Annotated in this window: 23 protein-coding genes; 19 read left to right on the plus strand and 4 right to left on the minus strand. The window is 62.4% G+C overall.

Annotated elements, in window-relative coordinates; genetic code table 11:
• Positions 1–59: 59 nt before the first annotated feature.
• The 11 genes from uppS (at position 60) to gloA (ending at position 11,497) form a co-directional block, all read left to right on the plus strand.
• Complete coding sequence (uppS, locus tag J2D77_RS00675) at positions 60–800, plus strand: polyprenyl diphosphate synthase (protein ID WP_207844118.1); 741 nt, start codon at positions 60–62, stop codon at positions 798–800.
• Complete coding sequence (locus tag J2D77_RS00680; protein ID WP_207844120.1) at positions 797–1,624, plus strand: phosphatidate cytidylyltransferase; 828 nt, start codon at positions 797–799, stop codon at positions 1,622–1,624. Before uppS ends, J2D77_RS00680 begins: the two co-directional genes overlap by 4 nt.
• A gap of 63 nt (positions 1,625–1,687) precedes the next feature.
• Positions 1,688–2,845 (plus strand): 1-deoxy-D-xylulose-5-phosphate reductoisomerase, encoded by a 1,158-nt coding sequence (dxr, locus tag J2D77_RS00685; protein ID WP_207844122.1) that lies wholly within the window; start codon positions 1,688–1,690, stop codon positions 2,843–2,845.
• A 192-nt stretch (positions 2,846–3,037) separates the two neighbouring features.
• Positions 3,038–4,147, plus strand: coding sequence for an RIP metalloprotease RseP (gene rseP / locus J2D77_RS00690; protein WP_207844125.1), 1,110 nt, complete (start codon positions 3,038–3,040; stop codon positions 4,145–4,147).
• Positions 4,148–4,276: 129 nt separating this feature from the next.
• Complete coding sequence (bamA, locus tag J2D77_RS00695) at positions 4,277–6,730, plus strand: outer membrane protein assembly factor BamA (protein WP_207844127.1); 2,454 nt, start codon at positions 4,277–4,279, stop codon at positions 6,728–6,730.
• A 4-nt stretch (positions 6,731–6,734) separates the two neighbouring features.
• Positions 6,735–7,601 carry an OmpH family outer membrane protein gene (locus J2D77_RS00700; protein ID WP_207844960.1) on the plus strand — a complete coding sequence of 289 codons (867 nt, stop codon included), beginning with the start codon at positions 6,735–6,737 and terminating at the stop codon, positions 7,599–7,601.
• Between the two features lie 2 nt (positions 7,602–7,603).
• Positions 7,604–8,689, plus strand: coding sequence for a UDP-3-O-(3-hydroxymyristoyl)glucosamine N-acyltransferase (gene lpxD, locus J2D77_RS00705; RefSeq protein ID WP_207844129.1), 1,086 nt, complete (start codon positions 7,604–7,606; stop codon positions 8,687–8,689).
• Positions 8,686–9,210 (plus strand): 3-hydroxyacyl-ACP dehydratase FabZ, encoded by a 525-nt coding sequence (gene fabZ / locus J2D77_RS00710; protein ID WP_207844131.1) that lies wholly within the window; start codon positions 8,686–8,688, stop codon positions 9,208–9,210. Before lpxD ends, fabZ begins: the two co-directional genes overlap by 4 nt.
• A 122-nt stretch (positions 9,211–9,332) precedes the next feature.
• Positions 9,333–10,187 (plus strand): acyl-ACP--UDP-N-acetylglucosamine O-acyltransferase, encoded by an 855-nt coding sequence (lpxA, locus tag J2D77_RS00715; protein WP_207844961.1) that lies wholly within the window; start codon positions 9,333–9,335, stop codon positions 10,185–10,187.
• Positions 10,184–11,059 (plus strand): LpxI family protein, encoded by an 876-nt coding sequence (locus J2D77_RS00720; RefSeq protein ID WP_207844133.1) that lies wholly within the window; start codon positions 10,184–10,186, stop codon positions 11,057–11,059. The genes lpxA and J2D77_RS00720 overlap by 4 nt, the downstream gene beginning before the upstream one ends.
• A gap of 45 nt (positions 11,060–11,104) precedes the next feature.
• A complete protein-coding gene (gene gloA, locus J2D77_RS00725; RefSeq protein ID WP_207844136.1) occupies positions 11,105–11,497 on the plus strand; it encodes a lactoylglutathione lyase in 393 nt (130 codons plus the stop codon).
• Positions 11,498–11,648: 151 nt separating this feature from the next.
• On the opposite strand, the gene J2D77_RS00730 is transcribed toward gloA, so the two are convergent.
• Entirely contained in the window at positions 11,649–12,047 is a 399-nt protein-coding gene (locus J2D77_RS00730) for a hypothetical protein (RefSeq protein ID WP_230975381.1), read from the minus strand.
• A gap of 158 nt (positions 12,048–12,205) precedes the next feature.
• Here J2D77_RS00730 and rpmH point away from each other — a divergent pair, with 158 nt between their 5' ends.
• From rpmH to J2D77_RS00770, 8 genes are all read left to right on the plus strand, one after another.
• Positions 12,206–12,340 (plus strand): 50S ribosomal protein L34, encoded by a 135-nt coding sequence (gene rpmH, locus J2D77_RS00735; protein ID WP_207844138.1) that lies wholly within the window; start codon positions 12,206–12,208, stop codon positions 12,338–12,340.
• A gap of 65 nt (positions 12,341–12,405) precedes the next feature.
• Positions 12,406–12,783 carry a ribonuclease P protein component gene (gene rnpA, locus J2D77_RS00740; RefSeq protein WP_207844141.1) on the plus strand — a complete coding sequence of 126 codons (378 nt, stop codon included), beginning with the start codon at positions 12,406–12,408 and terminating at the stop codon, positions 12,781–12,783.
• 157 nt (positions 12,784–12,940) lie between these two features.
• Complete coding sequence (yidC, locus tag J2D77_RS00745) at positions 12,941–14,692, plus strand: membrane protein insertase YidC (RefSeq protein WP_207844143.1); 1,752 nt, start codon at positions 12,941–12,943, stop codon at positions 14,690–14,692.
• Positions 14,689–15,369, plus strand: a complete 681-nt coding sequence (gene yihA / locus J2D77_RS00750; RefSeq protein ID WP_207844145.1) for a ribosome biogenesis GTP-binding protein YihA/YsxC — start codon at positions 14,689–14,691, stop codon at positions 15,367–15,369. Before yidC ends, yihA begins: the two co-directional genes overlap by 4 nt.
• Positions 15,370–15,399: 30 nt before the next feature.
• Positions 15,400–16,317 carry an acetylglutamate kinase gene (argB, locus tag J2D77_RS00755; RefSeq protein ID WP_207844147.1) on the plus strand — a complete coding sequence of 306 codons (918 nt, stop codon included), beginning with the start codon at positions 15,400–15,402 and terminating at the stop codon, positions 16,315–16,317.
• Positions 16,318–16,596: 279 nt separating this feature from the next.
• Positions 16,597–17,445 carry a 2,3,4,5-tetrahydropyridine-2,6-dicarboxylate N-succinyltransferase gene (dapD, locus tag J2D77_RS00760; protein ID WP_207844149.1) on the plus strand — a complete coding sequence of 283 codons (849 nt, stop codon included), beginning with the start codon at positions 16,597–16,599 and terminating at the stop codon, positions 17,443–17,445.
• 22 nt (positions 17,446–17,467) lie between these two features.
• The gene (gene dapE, locus J2D77_RS00765) at positions 17,468–18,700 is read left to right on the plus strand and encodes a succinyl-diaminopimelate desuccinylase (protein WP_207844151.1); all 1,233 of its coding nucleotides are present in this window, start codon (positions 17,468–17,470) and stop codon (positions 18,698–18,700) included.
• Positions 18,697–19,320 carry a hypothetical protein gene (locus J2D77_RS00770; RefSeq protein WP_207844153.1) on the plus strand — a complete coding sequence of 208 codons (624 nt, stop codon included), beginning with the start codon at positions 18,697–18,699 and terminating at the stop codon, positions 19,318–19,320. Before dapE ends, J2D77_RS00770 begins: the two co-directional genes overlap by 4 nt.
• Positions 19,321–19,803: 483 nt before the next feature.
• On the opposite strand, the gene J2D77_RS00775 is transcribed toward J2D77_RS00770, so the two are convergent.
• The 3 genes from J2D77_RS00775 to fmt all read right to left on the minus strand — a co-directional run bounded on the left by J2D77_RS00775 (position 19,804) and on the right by fmt (position 23,744).
• Positions 19,804–21,579, minus strand: coding sequence for a hypothetical protein (locus tag J2D77_RS00775; protein ID WP_207844155.1), 1,776 nt, complete (start codon positions 21,577–21,579; stop codon positions 19,804–19,806).
• A gap of 451 nt (positions 21,580–22,030) precedes the next feature.
• Entirely contained in the window at positions 22,031–22,810 is a 780-nt protein-coding gene (truA, locus tag J2D77_RS00780) for a tRNA pseudouridine(38-40) synthase TruA (RefSeq protein ID WP_207844157.1), read from the minus strand.
• Positions 22,803–23,744 (minus strand): methionyl-tRNA formyltransferase, encoded by a 942-nt coding sequence (gene fmt / locus J2D77_RS00785; protein WP_207844159.1) that lies wholly within the window; start codon positions 23,742–23,744, stop codon positions 22,803–22,805. Before fmt ends, truA begins: the two co-directional genes overlap by 8 nt.
• Between the last annotated feature and the right edge of the window lie 11 nt (positions 23,745–23,755).

A 23,755-nucleotide genomic window follows, 5' to 3' on the forward strand; every position in this document is an offset into this window, starting at 1 on the left:
TATGGCTGAGGCATGTCCGGTTTCGTGCTCTTGCGCCGGGTTGATGGATTCTTCTCCTGATGTCACCTGATCGTATGGAAAAAAACGCGGCTATTCCCACCCATGTCGCCATTATCATGGATGGAAATGGGCGCTGGGCGCGTGAGCGCGGTCTGCCGCGCCTGGCCGGGCACCGTGCCGGGGCCGAGGCGGTGGCGCGCTGCCTGCGTGCGGCCATGCAGCGTGGCGTGTCCTACCTGACCCTGTATGCGTTTTCGTCCGAGAACTGGTCGCGCGGGCCGCAGGAAGTGGCGGATCTGACCGGCCTGCTCTGCTATTACCTGCGCCACAAGGCGCGTGAGCTGCATGCCGAAGGCGTGCGCCTGCGTTTTATCGGCGATCTGAGCCGTTTCGATGACTCCCTGCGCGCCGAGCTTGCCCGGGCTGAGGAACTGACCCGCCATAACAGCCGCCTGGTCGTGCTGTTCGCCCTGTCCTACGGGGGGCGCGGCGATATCGTGCAGGCGGCACAGCAACTGGCCCGTGCCGCGGCCGAGGGGCGGATCGCCCCCGAACAGATTACCGAAAGCATGTTTGCCTCCCATCTGTGGACGGCAGGCGTGCCCGACCCGGATGTGATCGTGCGCACCAGCGGGGAATGCCGCCTGTCCAATTTTCTGCTGTGGCAGAGCGCCTATGCCGAACTGGTGTTCCAGGACGTGTACTGGCCCGATTATAGCGAAGGGCATTTCGCCATGGTGCTGGACCAGTACGCCCGGCGCGAACGGCGCTTTGGCGCGCGACCGGCAGCCTCGGCATGACGCCTGCCGATACGTCCGCCTGGCGCGACCTGCGCCCGCGCCTGCTTTCAGCACTTGTCATGGTTGCGGTCGCCGCCTTCTGCATCGGGACCGGTGGGGTTGCCTATGCTGTCATGGTGGTGGCGGCCATGGCGGGCATGGCGGCGGAAGCGGCGCGCCTGTTCTCGCTCGCGGTCAAAAGCTGGCGGGGCGCGCTGTACGTGCTGTGGGCCACCTGCGCGGGCCTGTCGGCCGCGACCGGGCATTGGCGCTATTTCGCGCTGTTCTGCGTGACCTCCCTTGTCTTTGGTGCCCCGCTTTGTGGCATCATGTGCGTCATTATCGCCGCGGGCACCGCCTTGCTGTGGCTGCGTGAGGCCTCGTTATGGCCAGTCGTGTTCGTGGTGGCCGTGGTGGTGGCCAGCGACAGTTCGGCCTATCTGGTCGGCAGGCTGGTGGGCGGGCCCAAGCTTGCCCCCCGTATTTCTCCGGGCAAGACGCGTTCTGGCGCTGTCGGCGGCCTGCTGGGGGCGATGGCGGCAGGGGCGGCGGTTGCCGCGCTGTCTGGCCTGGGTGGCGTGCCTGGTGCGGTGTTCTGGGGCGGGGTGCTCGGGCTTGCGGCCCAGTTGGGCGACCTGGCTGAAAGTGCCCTCAAGCGTGCCCTGGGCGTGAAGGATTCGGGCACCATGCTGCCAGGGCATGGGGGCCTGCTGGACCGGTTCGACGGGCTGGTGGTCGCAGCCCCCGTGGCCGCCAGTGTTTCGTTATGTGCCGTGGCACCCGCCCCTTTCTGGATGGTGGGTGCGGGGGATATCATGGGGGCTCTGGCGGGGTTGCCCGGCTGAGCGTGGTGGCGCGCGGCAGCGCGGGTAAGGTGCCGCACGCCTTTTGCAGTTTGGAAGTAGAGCATGAGAACCGTCACCGTTCTGGGTAGTACCGGCAGCATCGGCTGCTCCACAGTGGATCTGCTCGAGCAGGCGCGCGACCAGTTCAGCGTGCGTGCACTGGTCGGTGGCAAGAACGCCGCCCGGCTGGCCGAACAGGCCCTGAACCTGAAGGCGGAACTGGCCGTCCTGGCGGATGAAAGCGCTGTGGACGAGCTGAAGGCGCTTCTGGCGGGCAGCGGCATCAAGGTCGCGGGCGGTCGCCAGGCGGTGATCGAGGCGGCGGCGGTTCCGGTGGACTGGACCATGGCCGCCATTACCGGGGCGGCGGGGCTGGAGCCAACCCTGGCTGCGGTGCGCAATGGCGGCTCGATCGCCCTGGCGAACAAGGAGGCCCTGGTCTGCGCGGGCGATGTGATGCTGCGCGCGGTGAGCGAGGCTGGGGCGACGCTCCTGCCCGTCGATTCCGAACATAACGCGGTTTTCCAGGCCATGGCCGACCGGCAGACCGACGAGGTCGAGAAAATCATCCTTACCGCTTCGGGCGGGCCGTTCCGCAAGGCCACGCTGGAGGAAATGCGCGCGGCCACGCCGGCGCAGGCCCTCAAGCACCCGACCTGGAGCATGGGGGCCAAGATCAGCATTGATTCGGCCACCATGTTCAACAAGGGGCTGGAAGTCATCGAGGCCGCGCGCATTTTCGGCCTGACGGAAGATCGCATTGGCGTGCTGGTGCATCCGCAATCCGTCGTGCACGGCATGGTCCAGTATACGGATGGCAGCCTGATCGCCCAGATGGGCTCGGCCGATATGCGCATTCCCATCGCCCATACGCTGGCCTGGCCAAAGCGCATGGGCACCACGTCCTCCCGCCTCGATCTGGCGGCGTTCGGCACGCTGGAATTCACCACCCCGGACGAGGTGCGTTTTCCCGCCCTGCGCCTGGCGCGCCAGGCGCTGCGCGCTGGCCGCGCCGTGCCAGCCATCCTGTCCGCCGCCAATGAAGTCGCGGTCGAGGCGTTCCTGCGCGAGCAGATCGGCTTTCTCGACATCGCGCGGGTGGTGGAGGAGGTCATGGACGCGCTGGGCGCGCCCCCGGCCGATACGCTGGAGGCGGTGCTGCATTGGGATGCACAGGCCCGGCGGGCGGCTGCCAGCCGCATTCCGGCCTGCGTGGCTTGAGATCGGCTGCCCACAACCCGATATACACACCCAACCGGTCGCAACGGCAAAGCCGTGCCGGGGTGGCGCGGGCGGGTGCCGTGCGGCACCATGGGCCCGGCGTCGGCCACCTTGTGCTGCGCGCATGAGAACGCAGCGCCAGCCGGCGGATGACGATATCGGTGCAACGGCCCGGCTAGGGGCGGAGGGACGATGATACACGACTATCTGCGCACAGCGCTGGCCTTTGCATTCGTGCTGGGTGTTCTGGTGAGCTTTCACGAACTGGGGCATTACCTGGCCGCACGGTGGCGTGGCGTGCATGTGGAGGTGTTTTCGCTCGGCTTCGGGCCGGCCCTGTTCAAATGGCGCGACCGCACGGGCACGGAATGGCGGATCTGCCCCATTCCGCTGGGGGGCTATGTCCGCCCCCACGGGTTCGAAGACCCCGATGACGCGACCGAGGAACAGAAGGCCGCCTGGATTCCCGGCCGGACATTCCACGACAAGCCCGTGGGTTCACGCGCGCTGGTCATTCTGGCGGGGCCCGTCTTCAACTTCATTCTCGCCTTCGTGCTCTTTACGGTGCTGTTCGCCAGCACGGGCGAACCCCGTGTGCGTGACGAGGTCGCAGCCATCCTGCCGGGTAGTGCGGCAGCGGTTGCCGGAGTACAGCCCGGCGATGTCATTCACCATATTGGTACGCGTGACATAAAAAGTGTTGAGGACGTTCTGGCCACCGTAACCCCCCTGGCTGGGGCGCATACGACGCTGGGTGTGACACGTCACGGGCAGGAGATGGAACTGCCCATTACCATCGGCGCGGTGACGGAGTCGAAGGGGGGAGCCTCGCACGGGCAACTGGGGGTGACGTTCGCGGTGGAGCGCGGGCAGCCAATGCCCCTGGGTTCTGCGGTCGTGGCGGGGGCCAAGGCCACGTGGCACACCACCGTGCAGACGCTTGATGGCCTGTGGCAGATCATCAGCGGCCAGCATTCCGCGCGCGAGATGGGCGGGCCGCTCAAGATCGCGCAGCTTTCGGGACAGGTGGCGCAATATGGTTTTGCCAGCCTGCTTTCCTTCATGGCGTTGCTGTCGGTCAATCTGGGGCTTATCAATCTCTTTCCCGTTCCGCTTCTTGATGGTGGACGTCTGGTTTTTTATGCCATAGAGGCAGTAAGGGGACGCCCGGTTTCCAAGCGGGTGCAGGAGATCAGTTTCCAGGCTGGTTTTGCGGTTCTGGCCGGGCTGTTCCTGTTTTCGACATTCAACGACCTGTCGGGCTTTGGCCTGTTCAGGTGGGTTGCATCGCTTGCTGGTTGATGGGTTGCCGAAGGCAGAAAGGGAAGAGCTTGCGTGACAAGGGTAATTTCGGATACGTCCCTTGCGGGCGAGAAGGGGACGGGGGATTGGCTTCCGTGCTGAAAGCGACCCCGATGGAGGGAGGCAGACTTGACGGGTAAGCGTTCGGCCCTGTTCGTTTCTGTCTGCATGCTGCCTTTTTTCATGGTCAACGGACGGAAGGCGCACGCCGCCCCGGTTCGGTCCGTGGAGGCACAGAGACCAGTTTCTTCCGCCGAGCCGGGTGCTGAACCCGCACGGCAATATTCGACCGCCACGCAGGTGCCTTCGCACGCAGATGGCGTGATCGAAGATATCCGCGTGTCGGGGAACACACGCATCGAGACAAACACCGTGCTGTCCTACATGGTGGTGCGCCCGGGGGATCCGTTCAACCAGGACGATCTCGACCGTTCGCTCAAGACGCTGTACGCCACCGGCCTGTTCCGCGACATCACCTTGCGGCGCGAAGGCGGCACGCTGCTTGTGCACCTGCAGGAAAACCCGATCGTCAACCGTATCGTGTTCGAAGGCAACCACGCCGCCAAGGACGAGGACCTGCGCAAGGTTCTCTCGCTCCGCCCGCGCGCCGTCTTTTCGGCCGAAACCACGGGGGATGACCGGCAGCGTATCCTGGAAGTCTACGCCCAGAAGGCGCGTTTCGCCGCTGTGGTAACGCCACAGATCGTGCGCCTGGCCCATAACCGCGTGGATGTGGTGTTCCAGATCAACGAAGGGCCGCAGACGCTGATTCGCAAAATCTCGTTTGTCGGCAACAAGGCCTATAGCGAGGGCGCGCTGGCGGGGGTCGTCTCTTCCAAGGAGACGGCGTGGTACCGCTTCATGGGGTCGAGCGACGAATATAATCCCGACCGCCTGAAATATGACGGCGAATTGCTGCGCCGCTATTACCTGCGCAACGGTTATGTGGATTTCCAGATCAAGGACGTCAAAGGCGAACTCTCGCCCGACCGCAAGTCGCTTTACGTGACCTTCACGCTCAACGAAGGTATCCGCTACAGGCTTGCCAAGGTCGATATCCGTTCCAGCCTGCGGCATGTGCCCGCACAGTCGCTGCGCAAGGACATCGAGCTGTTCTCGCACCAGTGGTACGACGCCAAGGCCATCCAGACCAACGCGACCGACATGGAGGAAATCCTCCAGTCGCAGGGGCATCCCTTCGCGCAGGTGCGGCCGACGATCGCGCGCAACCCCGAAAAGGGCACGGTCAACCTGCTGTTCGATGTCAGCGAAGGGCCGCGCCGCTATATCGAGCGCATCGACATCAACGGCAACACCATTACCGAGGACAAGGTCATCCGGCGGCAACTGCCCTTTGCCGAGGGCGACCCCTATACGCCAAGCTACAAGAAATACGCCAAGGAAGGGATCAACGACCTTGGCTTCTTCAAGAGCGTGGACATAGCGGACTCGCCCGGTTCCGCGCCTGACCGCGCCAACGTGGCGGTGAACGTGGTGGAAAAGCCGACCGGTGAATTCTCGCTCGGTGGCGGGTATTCGACCGACGTGGGCGTGATCGGCAATGTCGGGCTCAAGCAGCACAATCTGCTGGGCACGGGTGTGGATGCGGGTATTTCGGGCACGCTGTCGCTGTGGCAGCAGCAGGCCGATATCTCCATCACCAACCCGTCCTTCATGGACCGCAACCTGGTTGCGGGTGCGGATATCTTCTTTGTCGAGAACAACTACCAGACGTACCAGAACTACTCGGAAGGCCGTTACGGTATCACCCTGCGCATGGGGTATTCCTACAACCGCTACCTGTCGCAGTCCTGGAACTACTCCCTGATCCGCCGCTGGCTGGACAATACCTGGAGCGAATCGTCGTGGTACGTGCTCGACCAGCAGGCCAAGTCGCTGCTGTCGCAGATCAGCACGACCATGATGTACGACCGTCGTGACAACCGTTCCTCCCCCCATAGCGGCTATTATGTCTCCATCGGGGGTGATTTCGCGGGTGTGGGCGGTGATGAAAAATACGTCCGCGGCAAGATGAGCGGGGGCTATTACATCCCGCTCGACGACCTGACCAACAGCCACGACTGGACGCTGAGCTTCCGTGGCGGGCTTGGCTACATGGCGGACTGGGGCAATGGCCGCCACGATATCATCGATAACTTCTACCTGGGTGGTAACAACCTGCGCGGCTTCCTTGATGGCGGCGTGGGGCCCAGGTCGGTGGGTAGTCGTACCGGCAAGGCGTCGGAAGATCTCCTGGGCGGGCGTTTCATGTACAACGCCTCCATCCAGCTTAACTTTCCGCTCCCCTTCCTGGCCGATATGGGGATCGCCGGGCGCGCCTTCGTCGATGCGGGTAGCGTCGCGGGCGTGCGCGTGAAAACACTTTACACCAACCCAGCCACGGCAGGTGACCGCTATACGGCCATCAGCGGTGACAGGGTGGAACCACGTGTGAGTGCTGGTCTGGGCGTGTCATGGAAAAGCCCGTTCGGCCTGGTCAATATCGATCTGGGCGTGCCGATCATGCGTAGCTACAATGACCGCACACAGCTTCTTCGCTTTGGTTTCGGGCAGCAATTCTGAGGTAATAATGCGTTTATGCACAAAAGCAGCCCTGCTTGGGGCGGTTTGTCTGTCTCTTTCCGTCAATGTCGTTTCTCCGGCCCACGCCCAGAGCGGGGGCGGCTGGTTCGTGCCCAAGGCCGCGCAGCCCGCAGCCCCGGCCCAGGCCGGCCGGCATGCGGCGCCGGCCCCCGTTGCCATGCCGTCGGCCCCGGCCGACAGCCAGGAAGCCGCCGACCAGACACCGCCCGTCCTGCCCCAGCCCAATATTCCCACGGCCCCTGACGTCGCCAAGGAGGCGCCGCCCCCGACCACGATTATCGGCGTGATCAGTGTGGGCGGCGTCATGCGCCAGTCCACCGCCGCCGCCCAGATCGAACGCGTGCTTGGTGGCCGCCGTGACGCCCTGGCCCAGGACTTGCAAAAGGAACAGGCCGCCTGGCGGGACGAGCAGCAGACCCTGCAATCGCAGGCCAAGTCCATGGGTTCTGACCAGATCCAGGCGCGTGAGCGTGCCCTGCAGGCCCGTGTCATGAAGGCGCAGCGCGATTTCCGTAACCGCAACCGTATCATCCAGGAAGCGGCCCAGGTCTCCCTGAACCAGATCGAACGCGAACTGGTGCAGGTGATCCAGAAGGTCTCGACCGCGCATGGCATGAACCTGGTGCTGCACAGCGAACAGGTCGCGCTGCATGTCGATGGTCAGGATATCACCAACGAAGTCGCCGTTCAGCTCAACAAGATCCTGCCTTCGGTCTTTATTCCCGACGCCAATGTAGACCCCGAGGAACTGGCCAAGTCGGGCAAGATGCCCACCACGGCCGATGCCCCGCAGCAGGGTCCGGCGACCGGCCCTGCGCCGGTTGTCAATCCGGCGGCGGGAAATCAGTAAGGATGACATCCAGGAAGGAGACTTCCGGCCCGGCGGACCCTCGTTTCTTCAAGCGTGCCGGACCGTTTGACGCGGCAGCATTGGCCGAAGCCGCAGGGGCCGAACTGGCGCCCCCGCGCGCGGGGGCAATGCCCGCTGGCGGTTATACGGGCATTGCCCCCTTGCAGGGGGCGGGGCCTGCGGATGTCAGCTTTCTGGATAATCGCCGTTACGCCCCCCTGCTTGAACAGACCGGGGCGGGGCTGGTGATCGTGGCCCCCGCCTTTGCGGGAAAGGTGCCCGCCCATAGTGCGGCACTGGTGACCTCTGCCCCGTATCTGGCGTGGTCGCGCGTGGCGCGGCTGTTCCATCCGGCAGTGCCTGCGGTGGCGGGCGTGCATGCCCTGGCCTGCATAGACCCCACAGCCCGGATCGACGCTTCGGCCGAGATCGGGCCCTTCGTGGTGGTGGGGCCAAGGGCCGAGATCGGGGCTGGCTGCATCGTGGGTTCCCACGCCGTTATCGGTGAGGGGGTGCAACTAGGGCGCGATTGCCGTATAGGCAGCCATGTGACCCTTTCGCATGCGGTGCTGGGCGAGCGGGTGAGCATTCTGCCCGGTGCCCGGATCGGGCAGGACGGGTTCGGCTTTGCCGTGGGGCCGCAGGGTTTCGAGACGGTTCCCCAGCTTGGCCGGGTCGTTATCGAACACGACGTGGAAATCGGGGCCAACAGCACCATTGATCGCGGGTCGGTGAACGATACGCTGATCGGTGCGGGTTCGCGGCTCGATAATCTGGTGCAGATCGGCCATAATGCGCAGCTTGGGCGGTGCTGTATCGTTGTATCACAGGCTGGTATTTCCGGCTCCACCGTGCTGGAAGACTATGTGACGATCGCAGCGCAGGCTGGTCTGATCGGGCATATCCGCATTGGGGCGAAGGCGCGGATCGGCGCGCAATGCGGCGTGATGTCCGATATCGAAGGCGGCGCCGACGTGATCGGCAGCCCGGCCATGCCGTTTCGGGAATTTTTCCGCAACGTCGCGGTGTTGCGCAAGCTGGCGAAAAAAGCGTCCGGATCACCCCAGGGTGGCGCGGACAAGGTATGAACACAGGCCGGATTTCTTCCGCCGCAGGGGGTGGTTTAGGGGACGTGGAGACGAAACAAGAATCGCAGCGCGACGTTCAGACGATCGACCGGATTGACGTAACCCGTATCATGCAGGCGATTCCGCACAGATACCCGTTTCTTCTGATCGACCGGATGGACGACATCACCCTTGGAAAAGAAGCCACGGGTGTCAAGAACGTCTCGGTCAACGAACCGTTTTTTCCCGGGCATTTCCCGGGGCGGCCGGTCATGCCGGGTGTGCTGATCGTGGAAGCCATGGCCCAGACGGCGGCGACCCTGGTCGTGCTGACGCTGGGCGAGGCGTTCGAGGGCAAGCTGGTCTATTTCATGACGATCGAAGGTGCGAAGTTCCGTCGTCCGGTAGAGCCGGGTGATCAGCTGCGTATTCATGTCGTCAAGGAACGGCACCGTTCGAACGTATGGAAGTTCCGGGGCGAAGCGAAGGTCGATGGCGTCGTGGTGGCCGAAGCCACGTTCAGCGCCATGATCATGGGCTGATCGGGCTTGGGGTTACGGCAGCATCTGCCTCTAAACCGCCAGCTTTCTATGACAGTTGGCACATGACGGATCGGGCCTGTTGTGCATGCGGCGCGAAATTGGTGGAGCAAGGAGCAGAGGTGGTGCACGCTGTAGAAGAAGCCCGGCCAACGGTTATTCATCCCACTGCTCTTGTTGCTTCTGGCGCGCGGCTTGGCGTGGGGGTGAAAATCGGCCCCTGGTGTTCGGTCGGCCCCAATGTCGTGATCGAGGACGGGGTTGAACTGATCTCCCATGTCGTGGTCGACGGGCAGACAAGGCTGGGGGCCGGTTCGCGTTATTTTCCGTTCTGCACCGTGGGCATGGCCCCGCAGGACCTGAAATATAAGGGCGAGCCCACACGCTGCGAAATCGGCGCGCGCACGGTGGTGCGCGAGCATGTGACCATCCATCGGGGTACGGCCACCGGGAGTGGTGTCACCCGTGTCGGCTCGGATGTGCTGATCATGGCCAACGCCCATGTCGCCCATGACTGCGTGCTGGGTGACCGGGTCATTATCGTCAATAATGTCGTCATGGGCGGGCATGTCAGCATCGGTGACGATGCGCGCATCATGGGTTCGGCGGCCATCCACCAGTTCGTGCGGATCGGCCATGCGGCCCTGGTTGGCGGTGTTGCCGGGGTGGAGGCGGATGTCATCCCCTATGGCAGCGTCCTGGGCAACCGCGCACGGCTGATCGGCCTGCACTGGATCTGGCTGCGCCGCAATGGTGTGCAGTCCCACGATATTCACGACATGCGCCGTGCCTTCCTGACCCTGTACCCCAAAAATGGCGGGGACGCGCCCTTCGCGGTTCGTCTTGATGCCGTGCGGCAGGGTTTTGCCCATAATGCCCGTATCCAGGAAATCCTGGCCTTTATCGATGCGCCCAGTCGGCGCGGGCTTGTCCGTCCGGCCCGGGGGGATGCTTCAGGGCTGGATACCGAAGGCGCGTGAGCGAAAACGCCGCAGGCGTTGGTATTCTGGCAGGTGGCGGCCCGCTGCCCGCCCAGGTTGCCCAGGCCGTAGCCGCGACAGGTCGGCCGGTTTTCATTATCGGGTTCGAAGGCTTTGCCCAGCCCGAACTCATTGCCCCGTGGCCGCATGAAATCGTGCGTCTTGGGGCGGCGGGGCGCATGCTGGCCCTCCTGCGTGCCCATGGCTGCACCGACCTTGTCCTGATCGGCCCGATCCGGCGGCCTTCCATGCGCAGCCTGTATCCGGATGCCGAAGGCGCGCGTATTCTGGCCCGGCTGGGCCGCGCGCTGTTCGCGGGGGATGACGGGCTGCTGGGCGCGGTTGTGCGTATCCTGGGGGATGAGGGGTTTCAGGTACGCGGCGCGCATGAATTCCTGGACCAGGCGGTGGCCCGGCCGGGCGTGCTGGGGCGCATGGCGCCAGACCCGCAGGCCATGCACGACATAAGCCGCGGGGTCGAAGTGGTGCAGGCCCTGGGGGCGCTGGATATCGGGCAGGGCTGCGTGGTCCAGAACGGCGTGGTGCTGGCGGTCGAAGCCATGGAGGGAACAGACCGCATGCTGGCCCGTGCCGGGGAATGCCGCCAGCCCGGCGCGGGGGGGGTTCTGGTCAAGCTGCTCAAGCCCGGGCAGGAAAGACGGGCCGACATGCCCACCATAGGCCCCGCCACCGTGGTGAACGCCCATGCAGCCGGGCTGCGGGGCATTGCGTTCGAGGCAGGCAATACGCTGCTGACGGATCGCAAGGCCTGCGTGGAGGCGGCAGACAGGCTGGGTGTGTTTCTGGCGGCCATCGTGCCCGACAGTCCGGGGGATCTCCTTGGGGGCGACAGGGCAGCGGGTGTTCGCTAGCCGCCTGGCGCGCAATCGTTAACCCGATCAGGAAGGAAAAAGACTATGCCAAGTTTTCTGCACACCATGCTGCGCGTGAAGAATCTGGAGCAGAGCCTGGCCTTTTACAGCCTGCTGGGCATGCATGAACTGCGCCGCCGCGATGTGCCGGCGGGGCGTTACACGCTGGTGTTCATCGGCTTTGCCGATAATGACGCGGGCCAGGCCGAAGTGGAACTGACCTATAACTGGGGCCAGGACGATGGTTACGATATCGGCACCGGCTTCGGGCATCTGGCCGTGGGCGTGCCGGATGTCGCCGCTGCCGTGGAACGGGTGCGCAAAGGGGGCGGCAAGGTCACGCGTGAGGCAGGGCCCGTACAGTTCGGCACGACGGTCATCGCCTTTGTCGAAGACCCCGATGGCTACAAGATCGAACTGATCGAACGCCCCGACTAAGCCCGCGTTACGCAACGGCGGCATCTGGCGCGGCCCTTGGCACCGACTGCAGGCTGCCCCCATCCCGCGCAGGATGCAGGCTTTCGTACGAAGGCAACGGGCCATGCTGGTATCACCCGCATGCGATCCGTCAGGCACAGGCAGCCGGCCGTCAGCTTACGGGTGGTTTCTGCCTGAGGCGGGCTGTCAGCCTGTCGAGCGAGGCATTGATGGTGTCGGCGGCTTTCTGGATCTGCGGATCGGGGTTGAGCGAAAGCTGCTCCGCCGCCAGCATGGCGGGTGACATCAGGCCGCGCAGGTCATGGCGCAGTTTCGGGTCCGGATCGGCGAAGGGTGGGGTAGGCACGGCAGGTGCCGCCTGGGTGGGGCGTGCAGGTGTCTCCCCCGGCTGGGACCGCATTGCCACCCAGGCGCTGATGGCGGTTCCCGCGATCACGGGCAGCACCATGGCCGGAAAGCCCAGCCCCATCGCGCCTGCCAGCAGCGCACCCAGGACAGGCGGGCAGAAAACGGTCAGGCCAGTGCGAAGCGGTGTGGGGGCAGGGGGCATGGCAGAAAGCATCCGGGTGAGAGTTGCGTCCGGACGGTGCTGCGACTCTGCGCCATCCATTGACGTTCCCTGTTCTGAACTCTATAAGCCGCCTCTTCAAGAGAGTGGCGCGTATGCAGCCACTGGCGAAGCATATTCAAACAGAAGGGAGTGCTGCCATGAAGCGCACTTATCAACCGTCTCGGCTGGTCCGCAAGCGTCGTCACGGCTTCCGCAGCCGTATGGCCACTGTCGGGGGGCGCCGCGTTATCGGCAACCGTCGTTCCAAGGGCCGCAAGCGTCTTTCCGCCTGAGGCGGTCAGGTCGTCCGGTTTTGGCTGAAACGCCTTGCGGCCCCGAACAGGTGGCCCCAGAGCGTGTGACCGAACGATCCCTGCGGCTGAAGAAGAGGAAGGATTTTCTCTTCATGGCCTCTAGGGGGCGCAAGGCACCGGTGCCCGGGCTTGTTCTGCAGCTTGTCCGCAGGCAGGATGCGAACGCGGCACGGGTCGGTTTCACGGTGACCAAGAAGGTCGGCAATTCCGTGGTGCGGAACCGGGTGCGGCGCAGGTTGCGCGAAGTGGTGCGGAGTGTGGAAGCCGATACGCCGTTGAACGGCCTGGATCTTGTGCTGATAGGCCGCGCGGGTACCAGAACACGCCCGTTCGACGCCCTGGTGGCCGATTTTCGCAAGGCGCTGAAGCTGTGCGGGAAAGACGGCCCGGCCAATACCGCTCCACCCGGCGCCGCCGTCTAGGGCAGGCCCGGACCACGTTCCAGCCCGTCGCGCGCCCGGAAAAAATGTTTACCCCAGGGGTGATCCGCCATCGCGCATCCTCTGGCCTGATCTGCGGCTGGTGCCGCAGTCGAGTGCTTTATTTTCCAAGATGCAGGGGGCCGACAGGTCAGGGCTTATGGATACAAGACGTCTGATACTGGCCACCATCCTTTCGGCACTGGTGCTGATCGGGTTCGATTATTTCTACCCCCAGGCCCAGCAGCCTGCGCAGCAGGCCGCCACCCAGGTGGCAGGCCCTGCGACCCCCGCTGCATCTCCCCAGACCGCTTCGTCGCCTGCCGCGCCCCCCGCGCAGCCGGCTGTGCCCGATAATACGCCCGTGCGGCTGAGCATCAACGCGCCTGCTGTACAGGGCACGCTGAACCTGCGTGGCGCCCGGCTGGACGATCTGGTGCTCAAGCAGTACCGCGAGACCGTCAAGCCCGACAGCCCCGATGTGCGCGTGCTCAGCCCCATGACCACGGCCCGGGCGGATTATGTCGATTTCGGTTGGCGCGCAGCCAGTGGGGATACATCTGTCAAGCTCCCCGACAGCCAGACATTGTGGACGGCCTCGGGCAATGTTCTGGATGCCGAACACCCCGTAACCCTGACCTGGGATAACGGGCAGGGCCTGACTTTTGAAGTGCGTCTGGCCGTGGACGCCAACTACATGTTCACCCTGACCCAGCAGGTGCACAACGCAACGGCGCAGGCGGTGACACTCTATCCGTTCTATCGTGTCAACCGTGGCTACACGCCAGAGGAGACGGGCGGCATGCTGGTGCATGAAGGCCCGATCTCGGTGGTGGACGGACGGCTGAACGAAGGGTCCTACAAATCCGTGCGCACCAGCGGTGTTCCGCCCGAAAACGTGTCCTGGAGCCATCAGGGCGTGGGCGGCTGGGCCGGCATTACGGACAAATACTGGCTGATGGCCGTGCTGCCCGACCAGGCGAGCAATGTCGTGGCCACCTATGACTGGCAGGCCGCCCAGGGCGTGTACCAGGTCGGCTTTACCAATGCCGCCCCCATGCAGGTCGCCCCCGGGCAGAGCGCGTCCACCCAAGCGCATGTTTTTGCCGGGGCCAAGGAAGTCCGCCTGCTCGATCAGTATGAACAGTCCCTGCATGTGCCGATGTTCTGGAAAGCGGTGGATTTCGGGTGGCTGTCCTTCCTGACGCGCCCGGTCTTTTTCGTGCTGGACCTGCTGAACGAAAAGCTGGGCAGCTTCGGCCTGGCCCTGCTGACGTTTACGGTTATCGTCAAGCTGGTGTTCCTGCCGCTGACCATCAAGCAGATGCGCATGACCTGGAAGATGACACGGCTGAAGCCCCAGGTGGACGTGATCCGCGCGCGCCACAAGGACGATCCCATGGTCATGCAGCAGCATATCATGGCGCTGTACCGGGCCGAGAATGTCAGCATGTTCGGCGGCTTCCTGCCCCTGCTGATCCAGGCCCCCGTGTTCTGGTGCCTGTACAAGGATCTGTACGTCACCATCGAGATGCGCCATGCCCCGTTCGTGGGCTGGGTGCGTGACCTTTCGGCCCCCGATCCGACCAACCTGTTCAACCTGTTCGGGCTGATCCCCTTCGACCCCGCGCAGATCATGCCCTATCTCGCACTGGGGGCCTGGCCGATCATTTACGGCGCGACCCTGTTCCTGATGCAGAAGGTCAGCGCGAGTTCGAGCAACATGGACCCCGCGCAGCAGAAGATGATGGCGTTCATCCCGCTTCTGTTCACCTTCTTCATGGCGCGCCAGCCGGTCGGGCTTGTGATCTATTACTGCTGGAGCAATATCCTGACCGCCATCCAGCAGGTACTGATCATCGGCCGGCTCAAGGCGGCGGATGCCAAGCCGCAACTGGTCAGCAAAAAATGAGCGGGCTTGCCCCTTCCTTCAGGGAACTGAAGGACGAAGCCGACATTGCCGCCGCCCTTGAGGAAGGGCGGCGGCTTTTCGCCGGCCCGTGCGACTTTATTTTCGGCGCGCAGAAGCTCGGCCAGCTTCCGCCGCAGACCCTGCCAGAAATCGCCTTTGCCGGGCGTTCGAATGTGGGCAAGTCCAGCCTGGTCAACGCGCTGACCGGGCGCAAGACACTGGCCCGGGCATCGTCCGAGCCGGGGCGCACCAAGCAGCTCAATTTCTTCGATCTCGCCCACCGGCTCATGCTGGTGGACATGCCGGGCTACGGCTATGCCCGTGCCGCCAAGTCGGTCAAGGAAGACTGGCAGGACATGATGTTCGATTACCTGCGCGGCCGCCCGGTGCTGCGCCGGGTGGTGGTGCTGTGCGATGCCCGGATCGAAATCAAGTCCCATGACCGCGAGGTGATGAGCCTGCTCGACCGTGCCGCAGTCAGCTTCCAGGTGGTGCTGACCAAGTGCGATACCGTCAAGCCCGCCCAACTGGCCGCCAAGCGGGCGGAAATGGAGGCGGAAATCCGCAGCCACCCCGCGGCGCTTCCTTTCCTGTCCGTGACCAGCAGCCAGACCGGGGAAGGGATCGAGGCCCTGCGTGCCGAACTTGCCGAATTTGCCCTGCCCAAGGCAGAGTGACCGACAGACGATAAACAGGATTTTCCGAGCATGACTGATCCAAGGCTGCCCCCTTCGGGCCTTCACCTCGACGCGGCGCAGGAAGCGGCGGTGCTGGCGGGGGCCCTGCCGTATCTGCGCCGTTACGCGGGTGACACCATTGTGGTGAAGTATGGCGGACACGCCATGGGCAATGCCGATCTGGCCAAGACCTTCGGGCGTGATATCGCCCTGCTCAAGCTGGTGGGGATCAACCCCGTGGTGGTGCATGGCGGCGGCCCGCAGATCAACCAGATGCTCAAGCGGCTCGATATTCCCTCCACCTTTGTCGACGGCCTGCGCGTGACCGACGCCAATATGGTGGACGTGATCGAGATGGTTCTGGCCGGTTCGGTCAACAAGGAAGTGGCGGAACTGATAAGCCAGGCCGGGGCCCTGGCTGTGGGTATTTCGGGCAAGGACGGCAAGATGATTACCGCCCGCAAGCTCAAGCGCACCGTGCGCGATACCGACAGCCAGATCGAACGGGTGCTGGACCTGGGCTTTGTGGGCGAACCCACCAAGGTCGACCCGCGCGTGATCTATGCGCTCTCCGGTTCGGGGCTGATCCCGGTGATCGCCCCCGTGGGCCTGGGGGAAGACGGCGCGACCTATAATATCAATGCCGATACCGCAGCCGGTGCCGTGGCAGGGGCGGTGCATGCCACGCGCCTGCTGATGCTGACCGATGTTGCAGGCGTGCTGGACGCCAAGGGCGAACTGATCCCCGAACTGAGTGCGACCCAGGCCCGCCAGGCCATTGCCGATGGCGTGATTACGGGGGGTATGATCCCCAAGGTGGAAACCTGCATCGAAGCGGTGCAGGGTGGGGCGCATGCGGCTGTCATTATCGACGGGCGCATTCCGCATGCCTGCCTGCTGGAACTGTTCACCACATCCGGCTCGGGCACGCTGATCCGCGCGGATTGATGCAGGACAGCCCCGCCCCCGGCGTGCGGCCATTCCCGGCGCAGGCGCTGACCGCTGTAAGGCGAAGGATCGGGCGACGCGGGTAAAACCGGGATCGGGGCGGTTTGTGGGGCAGGCATCGTCGTGCCCTCCCTCTCGGCCCGCCCATGCGGGCGGGGACCATACACGGGGGACAATGCGTTGACAGGGCAGGCTCCTGTCCGCATGGTCCCTTCATGATCGGCTGCCAGGCCATATGCCGGGCTCTGGCGTTATGTTTATTTTCTCTAACGGTGATCCATGACTGACCAAACTCTTCGCGCCCAGATCGAATCCCTGTGGGAGGGCCGCGACCGTATCTCTTCCGCGACCACCGGTGCGGACCGCCTTGCCATTGAAACGGCGCTGGAGGCGCTGGATTCCGGCCGCCTGCGCGTGGCAGCCCCGCAGGAAGACGGCTGGGTGGTGCATGAATGGCTCAAGAAGGCGGTGCTGCTGTCCTTCCGCCTCAACGACAGTGTTGTCATGCCCGCAGGTGCTGCGGGGGCCCCGGCCTATGACAAGGTGCCGCTGAAGTTCGCGGGCTGGGACCAGGCGCGGTTCGATGCGGCGGGTTTTCGCGTGGTGCCCGGTGCCGTCGTGCGCCGCTCCGCCTATATCGCCCCCGGCGCGGTGCTGATGCCCAGTTTCGTCAATGTCGGTGCGCATGTGGCCAGTGGCACCATGGTGGATACCTGGGCCACCATCGGCAGTTGCGCACAGATCGGCCGGAACTGCCATATCAGTGGCGGTGCGGGTATTGGCGGGGTGCTGGAGCCCTTGCAGGCCGCCCCCGTTATCATCGAGGATAACTGCTTTATCGGCGCGCGTTCCGAAGTGGCCGAAGGTGTTATTGTCGAACGTGGCTCCGTGCTGTCCATGGGTGTTTTCCTGGGTGCGTCCACCAAGATCGTCGACCGCGCGACGGGGGAGATCTATATGGGCCGCGTTCCCGCCTATTCCGTGGTGGTGCCCGGCACCATGCCCTCTTCCAACCCCGTCGGTGCGGATGGCCGCCCCAACCCCGCCCTGGCCTGTGCGGTGATCGTGAAGCGGGTGGATGAGCGCACGCGTTCAAAGACCTCCATCAACGAACTGCTGCGCGACTGAGCGCGGTGTAAAAGGCTGCGCCATGACGGAGACGGCCCTGAAAACTCCCGCCCTTCCCACGGGCGGCGGCCAGCCCTTCGGGGGAGACGCCCAGGCCAGCCCGGCTGATCTTCCGGCTGATCTGGGTGACCCGCTTGCCGTGGCGCAGGCGCTTATCCGTCAGCCTTCGGTAACACCCGACCCGGGCGGGGCGCAGCAGGTTCTGGCGGCCATGCTGGAACGACTCGGGTTTGCCGTGACTTCCCTGCCGTTCGGTGAGGGTGAGGGCCGCACACCCAACCTGTTCGCCCGGCTGGGTACTGCCGGACCCCATATCTGCTACGCGGGCCATACCGATGTGGTGCCGCCGGGGAACGAGGCCGACTGGCGCGTACCCCCTTACGCGGGTGAGGTCGTGGACGGCCTGCTTTACGGGCGTGGTGCGTGCGACATGAAAGGCGGCATCGCGGCCTTTGTGGCGGCGGTCGCCCGGCTTGTCGCAAAAGGCGCGCCCCGGGGCAGCATCAGTTTTCTGATAACGGGGGATGAGGAAGGACCAGCCACCTACGGCACCTGCAAGGTGCTGGAATGGATGGAACAGAACGGGCAGATTCCCACCTATTGCCTGGTGGGTGAGCCCACAAACCCCGCGACATTGGGCGAAATGCTCAAGATCGGGCGGCGGGGCAGCCTGAATGCCCATATCGTCGTGGAAGGTACGCAGGGCCACGCCGCCTATCCGCATCGGGCAGACAATCCCGTACACCGGCTGCTGGATGTGCTTGCCGCCCTGCGCGCGACACCGCTCGACCATGGCACGACGTATTTCGAACCTTCAAGCTTGCAGGTCACCAGTCTTGACGTGGGCAATATGGCGACCAATGTCATTCCCGCGCGTGCGCAGGCGCGACTGAACATCCGCTTCAACGACCTGCATACGGGCGCGGCCCTGAAGGGTTGGCTGGAAACGACATGCCGCAGCCTGGCGCCCCGTTCGAAGGTGGATGTGCGGATCAGTGGCGAATCCTTCCTGACCCAGCCCGGGCCCGAGACCGAGCAACTGGTCAACGCCATAACGCAGGTGACAGGGCTGGTCCCGGCACTGGATACAGGGGGCGGCACGTCGGATGCCCGCTTTATCGCGCGCTATTGCCCTGTGTCGGAATTCGGTCTGGTGGGGGCCAGCATTCACAAGGTGGATGAACATACCGCCGTCGCGGATCTGCTCAAGCTGGCAGAAATTTACGAAACCTTTTTAAAAGGGGTGGGGATGTGATTCCCGATACGGACAGGCCGGCGGCCATCAAGCGCATTCTTCAGGGCATGCTGCTGCTGGCCAGTGGCAGGCGCGAAGGCCTGGCCTGTTTTGAAGGCACGGTGGATGCGTTCGGCGCGTCCCTGGCACCCCAGCTTGCGTTCCTGCTGGTGGGCGCGATCCAGGTCTTTTTGCAACCCGACAAGATCATGGAACTGACCAAGCTGCTGCTGTCCCTGTGCGTGCTGTTCATACCCGCCGTGGTGTCGCATGCCTACGCGCAGCGCTGGGGGCGCGAGACACTCTGGCTGCGCTATATCACCGCGGCAACGTGGTGCAACTGGGTGGTGGTGCTGGTGTCCCTGGCCGGTACCATCCTGGCCTCGCTGCTGTTTCCGGTCCTGGTCAGCCAGCCAGGTTTCATGGCCGCCCTGGTTTTCGTGGCCGCGGCGTACGAAATGTGGCTGCAATGGTTCATAGCCCGCACGGGGCTTGGCATCAGCGGCCTGCGCGCGAGCCTGCTTTATGCCTCGGTCCTGGGGGCAAGCGTTGTGCTCTATGGACTGGCCGCCCTCCTGCCCCCGCATTACGTGGTGATCAAGGACCTTCTCCAACCCATGATCGCCCTGAAATCGAACTGAGGGGTTTGAGACGTAGGGGGAAATGTTAGTAGTATGTTTTGTAAAAGAGCTTGCTAGCTATCTTCTAATTGAGCCCCTTCTAAAAGCTTATTATTTGTAGGGAAGGCTGCGTTCGAGGTCGTAGGAGCGCGACATCCTTCTGGGCGAAGGATGTCACAGGATATTGCAAGAACGATAGAGAAGTATTGAAGGAAATTATGTTATTCCAGGTCACCAAAAAATAATTGGAAACTCTCCTGAATTTGTTCTGCCGAGCGGTTATTGTTGACCATTTAGTTGTGTTGGCTGAAGGCGCCAGAGATATTTTATTGTACAAGGTCTGGATTGTGTTCTCAGCGTTCCGGACCGCCACAATTGCGATCCGGAACTTGAATTCGTCCGAATATTAATTCCTTATGTTTTCCCATAACTTTCATTTTTGTATAAGCTTGAGATAACATATTCTTGGACTCAATCTGTGGAAGTCCATGAGTTAAATCAACGTCACGAAGGATTCAGAGGACATACGTGACCATTCTTTAATAATGCATATGCCTTGATTTGTTGTCCAAGAGTGGCGTGCACATAACCAGCCCATCCAGTATTGGTTCGGGCGTTGAAGTGAATGACCTCGGGAACGTCCGGCCGGAAGCGGTTGCCGGAAGCGTAGCCAATGACCTTATTGTCCGCGTCCGTCAGGAACAAGCGACGGGGAGAACGACGAGCGTCATTATCCCATGCCCAACCTTCTACGGCAAGGTTGTTATCTGGCAACGTTGTGGATGCTTTTTGGATACTGTCTATATGACCAGTGCAAGTCGAGGCAGGCGCGAGAGGGAGTGCGTCAGGAAGTGACTTGCCTAAAAGCCTGTTTGTTGCATCAGCGAATATGTTGAGGTGAGCCTGCCGGAGATGAAAAGCCCGTTCCGTAATCTGTTTTGGGAAGGGATAAATAAATTGGAGGGCTTCAGGGGTGTTCACATCACTCAGTAAAGCATCTTCGGCCAGATCATAGTCTCCGAACTTCGTGCGGCTTTCTTGCCATCCTCGCACATGTCCGATAAGCGCTGCTGCGAGCAGGATGGCTAGAAGGGGCAGTCCTATAATCAGTGCGATGCGATTGGCGAACCTAGCATGGCCATTCATCCGATATAATGTGCTCCAGTAGCATATTTGGCAGCACCAGAAGGCAGATGTTGGCGAGAGATAGCGTCCGGAGGCTGCCTGCTCTAATCCGAACAGCATTCGTCCCATGGTGGTTAGGGCTGCCGTTCCAACGATAAACCACACCGAAGCAAGCAAGGCGGTGCGCCATGGATTTCCGTAAAACCACCTGAGGCAGTGATAGGTCATGCCCACGCTCAGGCATATCCCAATCATGCCCACAGAGATGGGCAGGATATGTTTGTTTTGAATTTTAGAGGGGTGGATATTTATGGATTCTGTTATATTCCCGATGTATTCAGATAAATATTCAATATATTTTAAAGGATGTTTTAGTGAGTAGCTGTAGGGGGTATGATAACTAATTGGATGAAAATTGTGGAAATACAAAAAAGCTAGAACCGCAAAGCAGAATGTAGCGATCAGAGTTTCATACCAGCGCCGCCGTTGTATTATCGAAAGTGGAAGCAGCAATGCAGCCCCCAGAATGCCGTTAGCCATGCTGAAACACGCAATGACCGCCATACTAAAGGCAAGGATATTCAACATGACGGCCGGTGCGCTGCCAATCCGCCGCAGGGAGGCCATGCTATAAAACATAAATGCTGCCATCGCGGCGGCCGTAACCCCGAGGAACTGAACTTGAAAGCCCCACAGGAAATTCTCTCTTTGGTCTAGAGAAAATAATAAAATGGCTGATAAGCCCAGCATCGCTGTAAGCCAGAGGCGATTTTTCATGAGGTGTCGATAAAATATAAACAATATCCATATTATCCCCAGTTGGATTAATATGTTGAACGTAAAGTTAATGAGATTTTTTTCACTATCTAAAGCGGCATCAAGTAAAAAAACGAGACGCGGGAAAAATATTCGATGTTCATTGTGTTGATTGAACAGATCCAAGAATGGAACGTCTCCGTGCAGGAAGCCTATATAAAATAGATTATCCCATTGATCAGCAATCAAAAGAGGCGATCCAAAATAATATATACAAAATATGGTCGTGCATATTACGAAAAACCCAAGTATGGATAATGTAATTGCGGAAATTTTCTGAATTGCAGAGTATATAAAGGCAAAGTTTTGTCCGATATTTAATGGTCTGGAATGTGTCATTCTATTTTTCCTGGTTGGAGTACGTTTTTTGTTTTTCTGCTCTATATTTAAAATCGAGGGGGATTGATGTCTGTCGGCTTGAAGTGACGTCTCTCATGGTTATTAAACCTGTTACTATATTGAAGGATAGCCGTCATCTGTTTCCGGAGGAACCAGTTTTAGGGTGGGCAAGCAAACGCGGTCAGTTTGGGATATTTGAAAGCAGGTGTAAGCTGGAGCGGGAATAATGGCTTTCAGATGGATTTTCCCTATTTAGCAGGCAGTGCAATCGATTTTGTCATATTGAAGAAGGCCGAAAGTGCTGTTTGGGTTGGAGTTAGTCTTTCAACCCACAATACATTTCTCCCACTTTGACTATGTTATATCGGGCGGCGCGTTGTCATTGCGGCATTCGCAGCGAACTTGGTCATATATTTTCTTTCATTCTTGTTAAGTCGCTTATCTGGTTGCGTCAGGCAAACGGGTCGGGGTCGTAGCCCACGCCGTTGAGGTAAAGGCCTTCGGGCGGGGCGGTGGGGCCGGCGGCGGCGCGGGTGCGGGCTTGCAGGGCCTGGGCCACGCGTTGGGGTTCCCACTGGCCGATGCCTACCAGCTTCAGGGTGCCGACCATGTTACGCACCTGATGGTGCAGGAACGATCGCGCCTTGGCGAAGATGAGGACATGATCGCCCTCGCGCCGGATGCTCAGCTCATCCAGCGTGCGCAGGGGGCTGTTGGCCTGGCAGGCGGCCGCGCGGAAGGATGTGAAGTCATGCGCGCCCACAAGGTGGTTCGCTCCTTCCTGCATGCGGGCGATATCCAGCGGCGATTTGACGTGCCAGACATGCCCTGCGGCCAGTGCGGGCCGGGCGCGACGGTTGAAAATCCGGTATTCATAGGACCGCCATGTGGCTGAAAACCGCGCACTCCATTCGGGGCCGACGGGGGCCGCATCCAGCACCACCACCGCGTGGGGCCGCAGGTGAAAGCTCAGGCCTTCGCGCACGGCATGGCGGTTCAGGCGGGCATGGGCCGGAAAATCCAGATGTGCGACCTGCGCCAGGGCGTGCACCCCGGCATCGGTTCGCCCGGCGGTAATGCTTGGCACTGCCGCGCCCCCAGCCAGATGGCTTGCCGCAGTCTCCAGCAGGGCCTGCACCGACAGGCCGGAAGCCTGGCGTTGCCAGCCCACCAGCCCGGTACCGTCATATTCGATGCGGACAGCCCAGCGCTGGAAGGCAGGGTCAGTCATGGTCTGGGGCAGGGTGGCTGGCCCCCAGCCGGGTGCCGGGTGGCAAGGGCTGGCCGCGCAGGAAATCGCTGGCATCCATCATGCCGCGGCCAGGGCGTTGCAGCCGTGTCAGGCGGATAACCCCATGCCCGCAGGCAATGTTCAGCCGGGAGTCCAGAACCGTGCCGGGTGGGGCTGTGGCCTGGTCGTTCACCAGTTCGGCAGCACCGATTTTCAGCACTGTGCCGTCTTCCAGCGTGGTGAAGGTGCCGGGCCAGGGTGTCAGGGCGCGCACGCGCCGGTCGATGGCACTGGCGTCTTCAGCCCAGTCTATGCGGCCGTCATCGCGCGTCAGGCGGGGGGCGTAGGTCACCCCGGCTTCGGGCTGCGGCTGGGGGGGCGGGTTTTCCGCCAGGACGCGCAGGATCAGATCCGCCCCCAGTTCGGCCAGCGCGTCATGCAGGGTGCTGGCGGTAGTGTGGGGGGTAATGGGCACGGCATGCGAGAGCAGCATGGGCCCCGTATCCAGCCCGGCTTCCATCTGCATGATGGTGACCCCGCTTTGCGTATCCCCCGCCAGAATGGCGCTTTGGATGGGGGAGGCACCGCGCCAGCGCGGCAACAGGCTGGCATGGATGTTTAGGCAGCCCCGGCGCGGAGCGTCCAGCATGGGCTGGGGCAGGATCAGCCCGTAGGCGGCAACGACCGCGGCATCGGCCCCAAGGGCTGCGAAGGCATCCCATTTTTCCTGGTTGCGGCGGAGGGAGAGCGGGTGCCTGACCGGCAGGCCAAGTGTCTCGGCCGCCTGCTGCACGGGGGAGGCGCGCAGGGCCTTGCCCCGGCCAGCGGGGCGTGGGGGCTGGGAATAGACAGCCACGATCTCGTGCCCGGCCCGGTGGAGTGCGCGCAGGGCCGGCACGGCAAAATCGGGCGTGCCCATGAAGACAAGACGCATGATGGAAGGTT

It is taken from the genome of Acetobacter garciniae (genome assembly GCF_017377735.1).
Lineage (GTDB): Bacteria > Pseudomonadota > Alphaproteobacteria > Acetobacterales > Acetobacteraceae > Acetobacter > Acetobacter garciniae.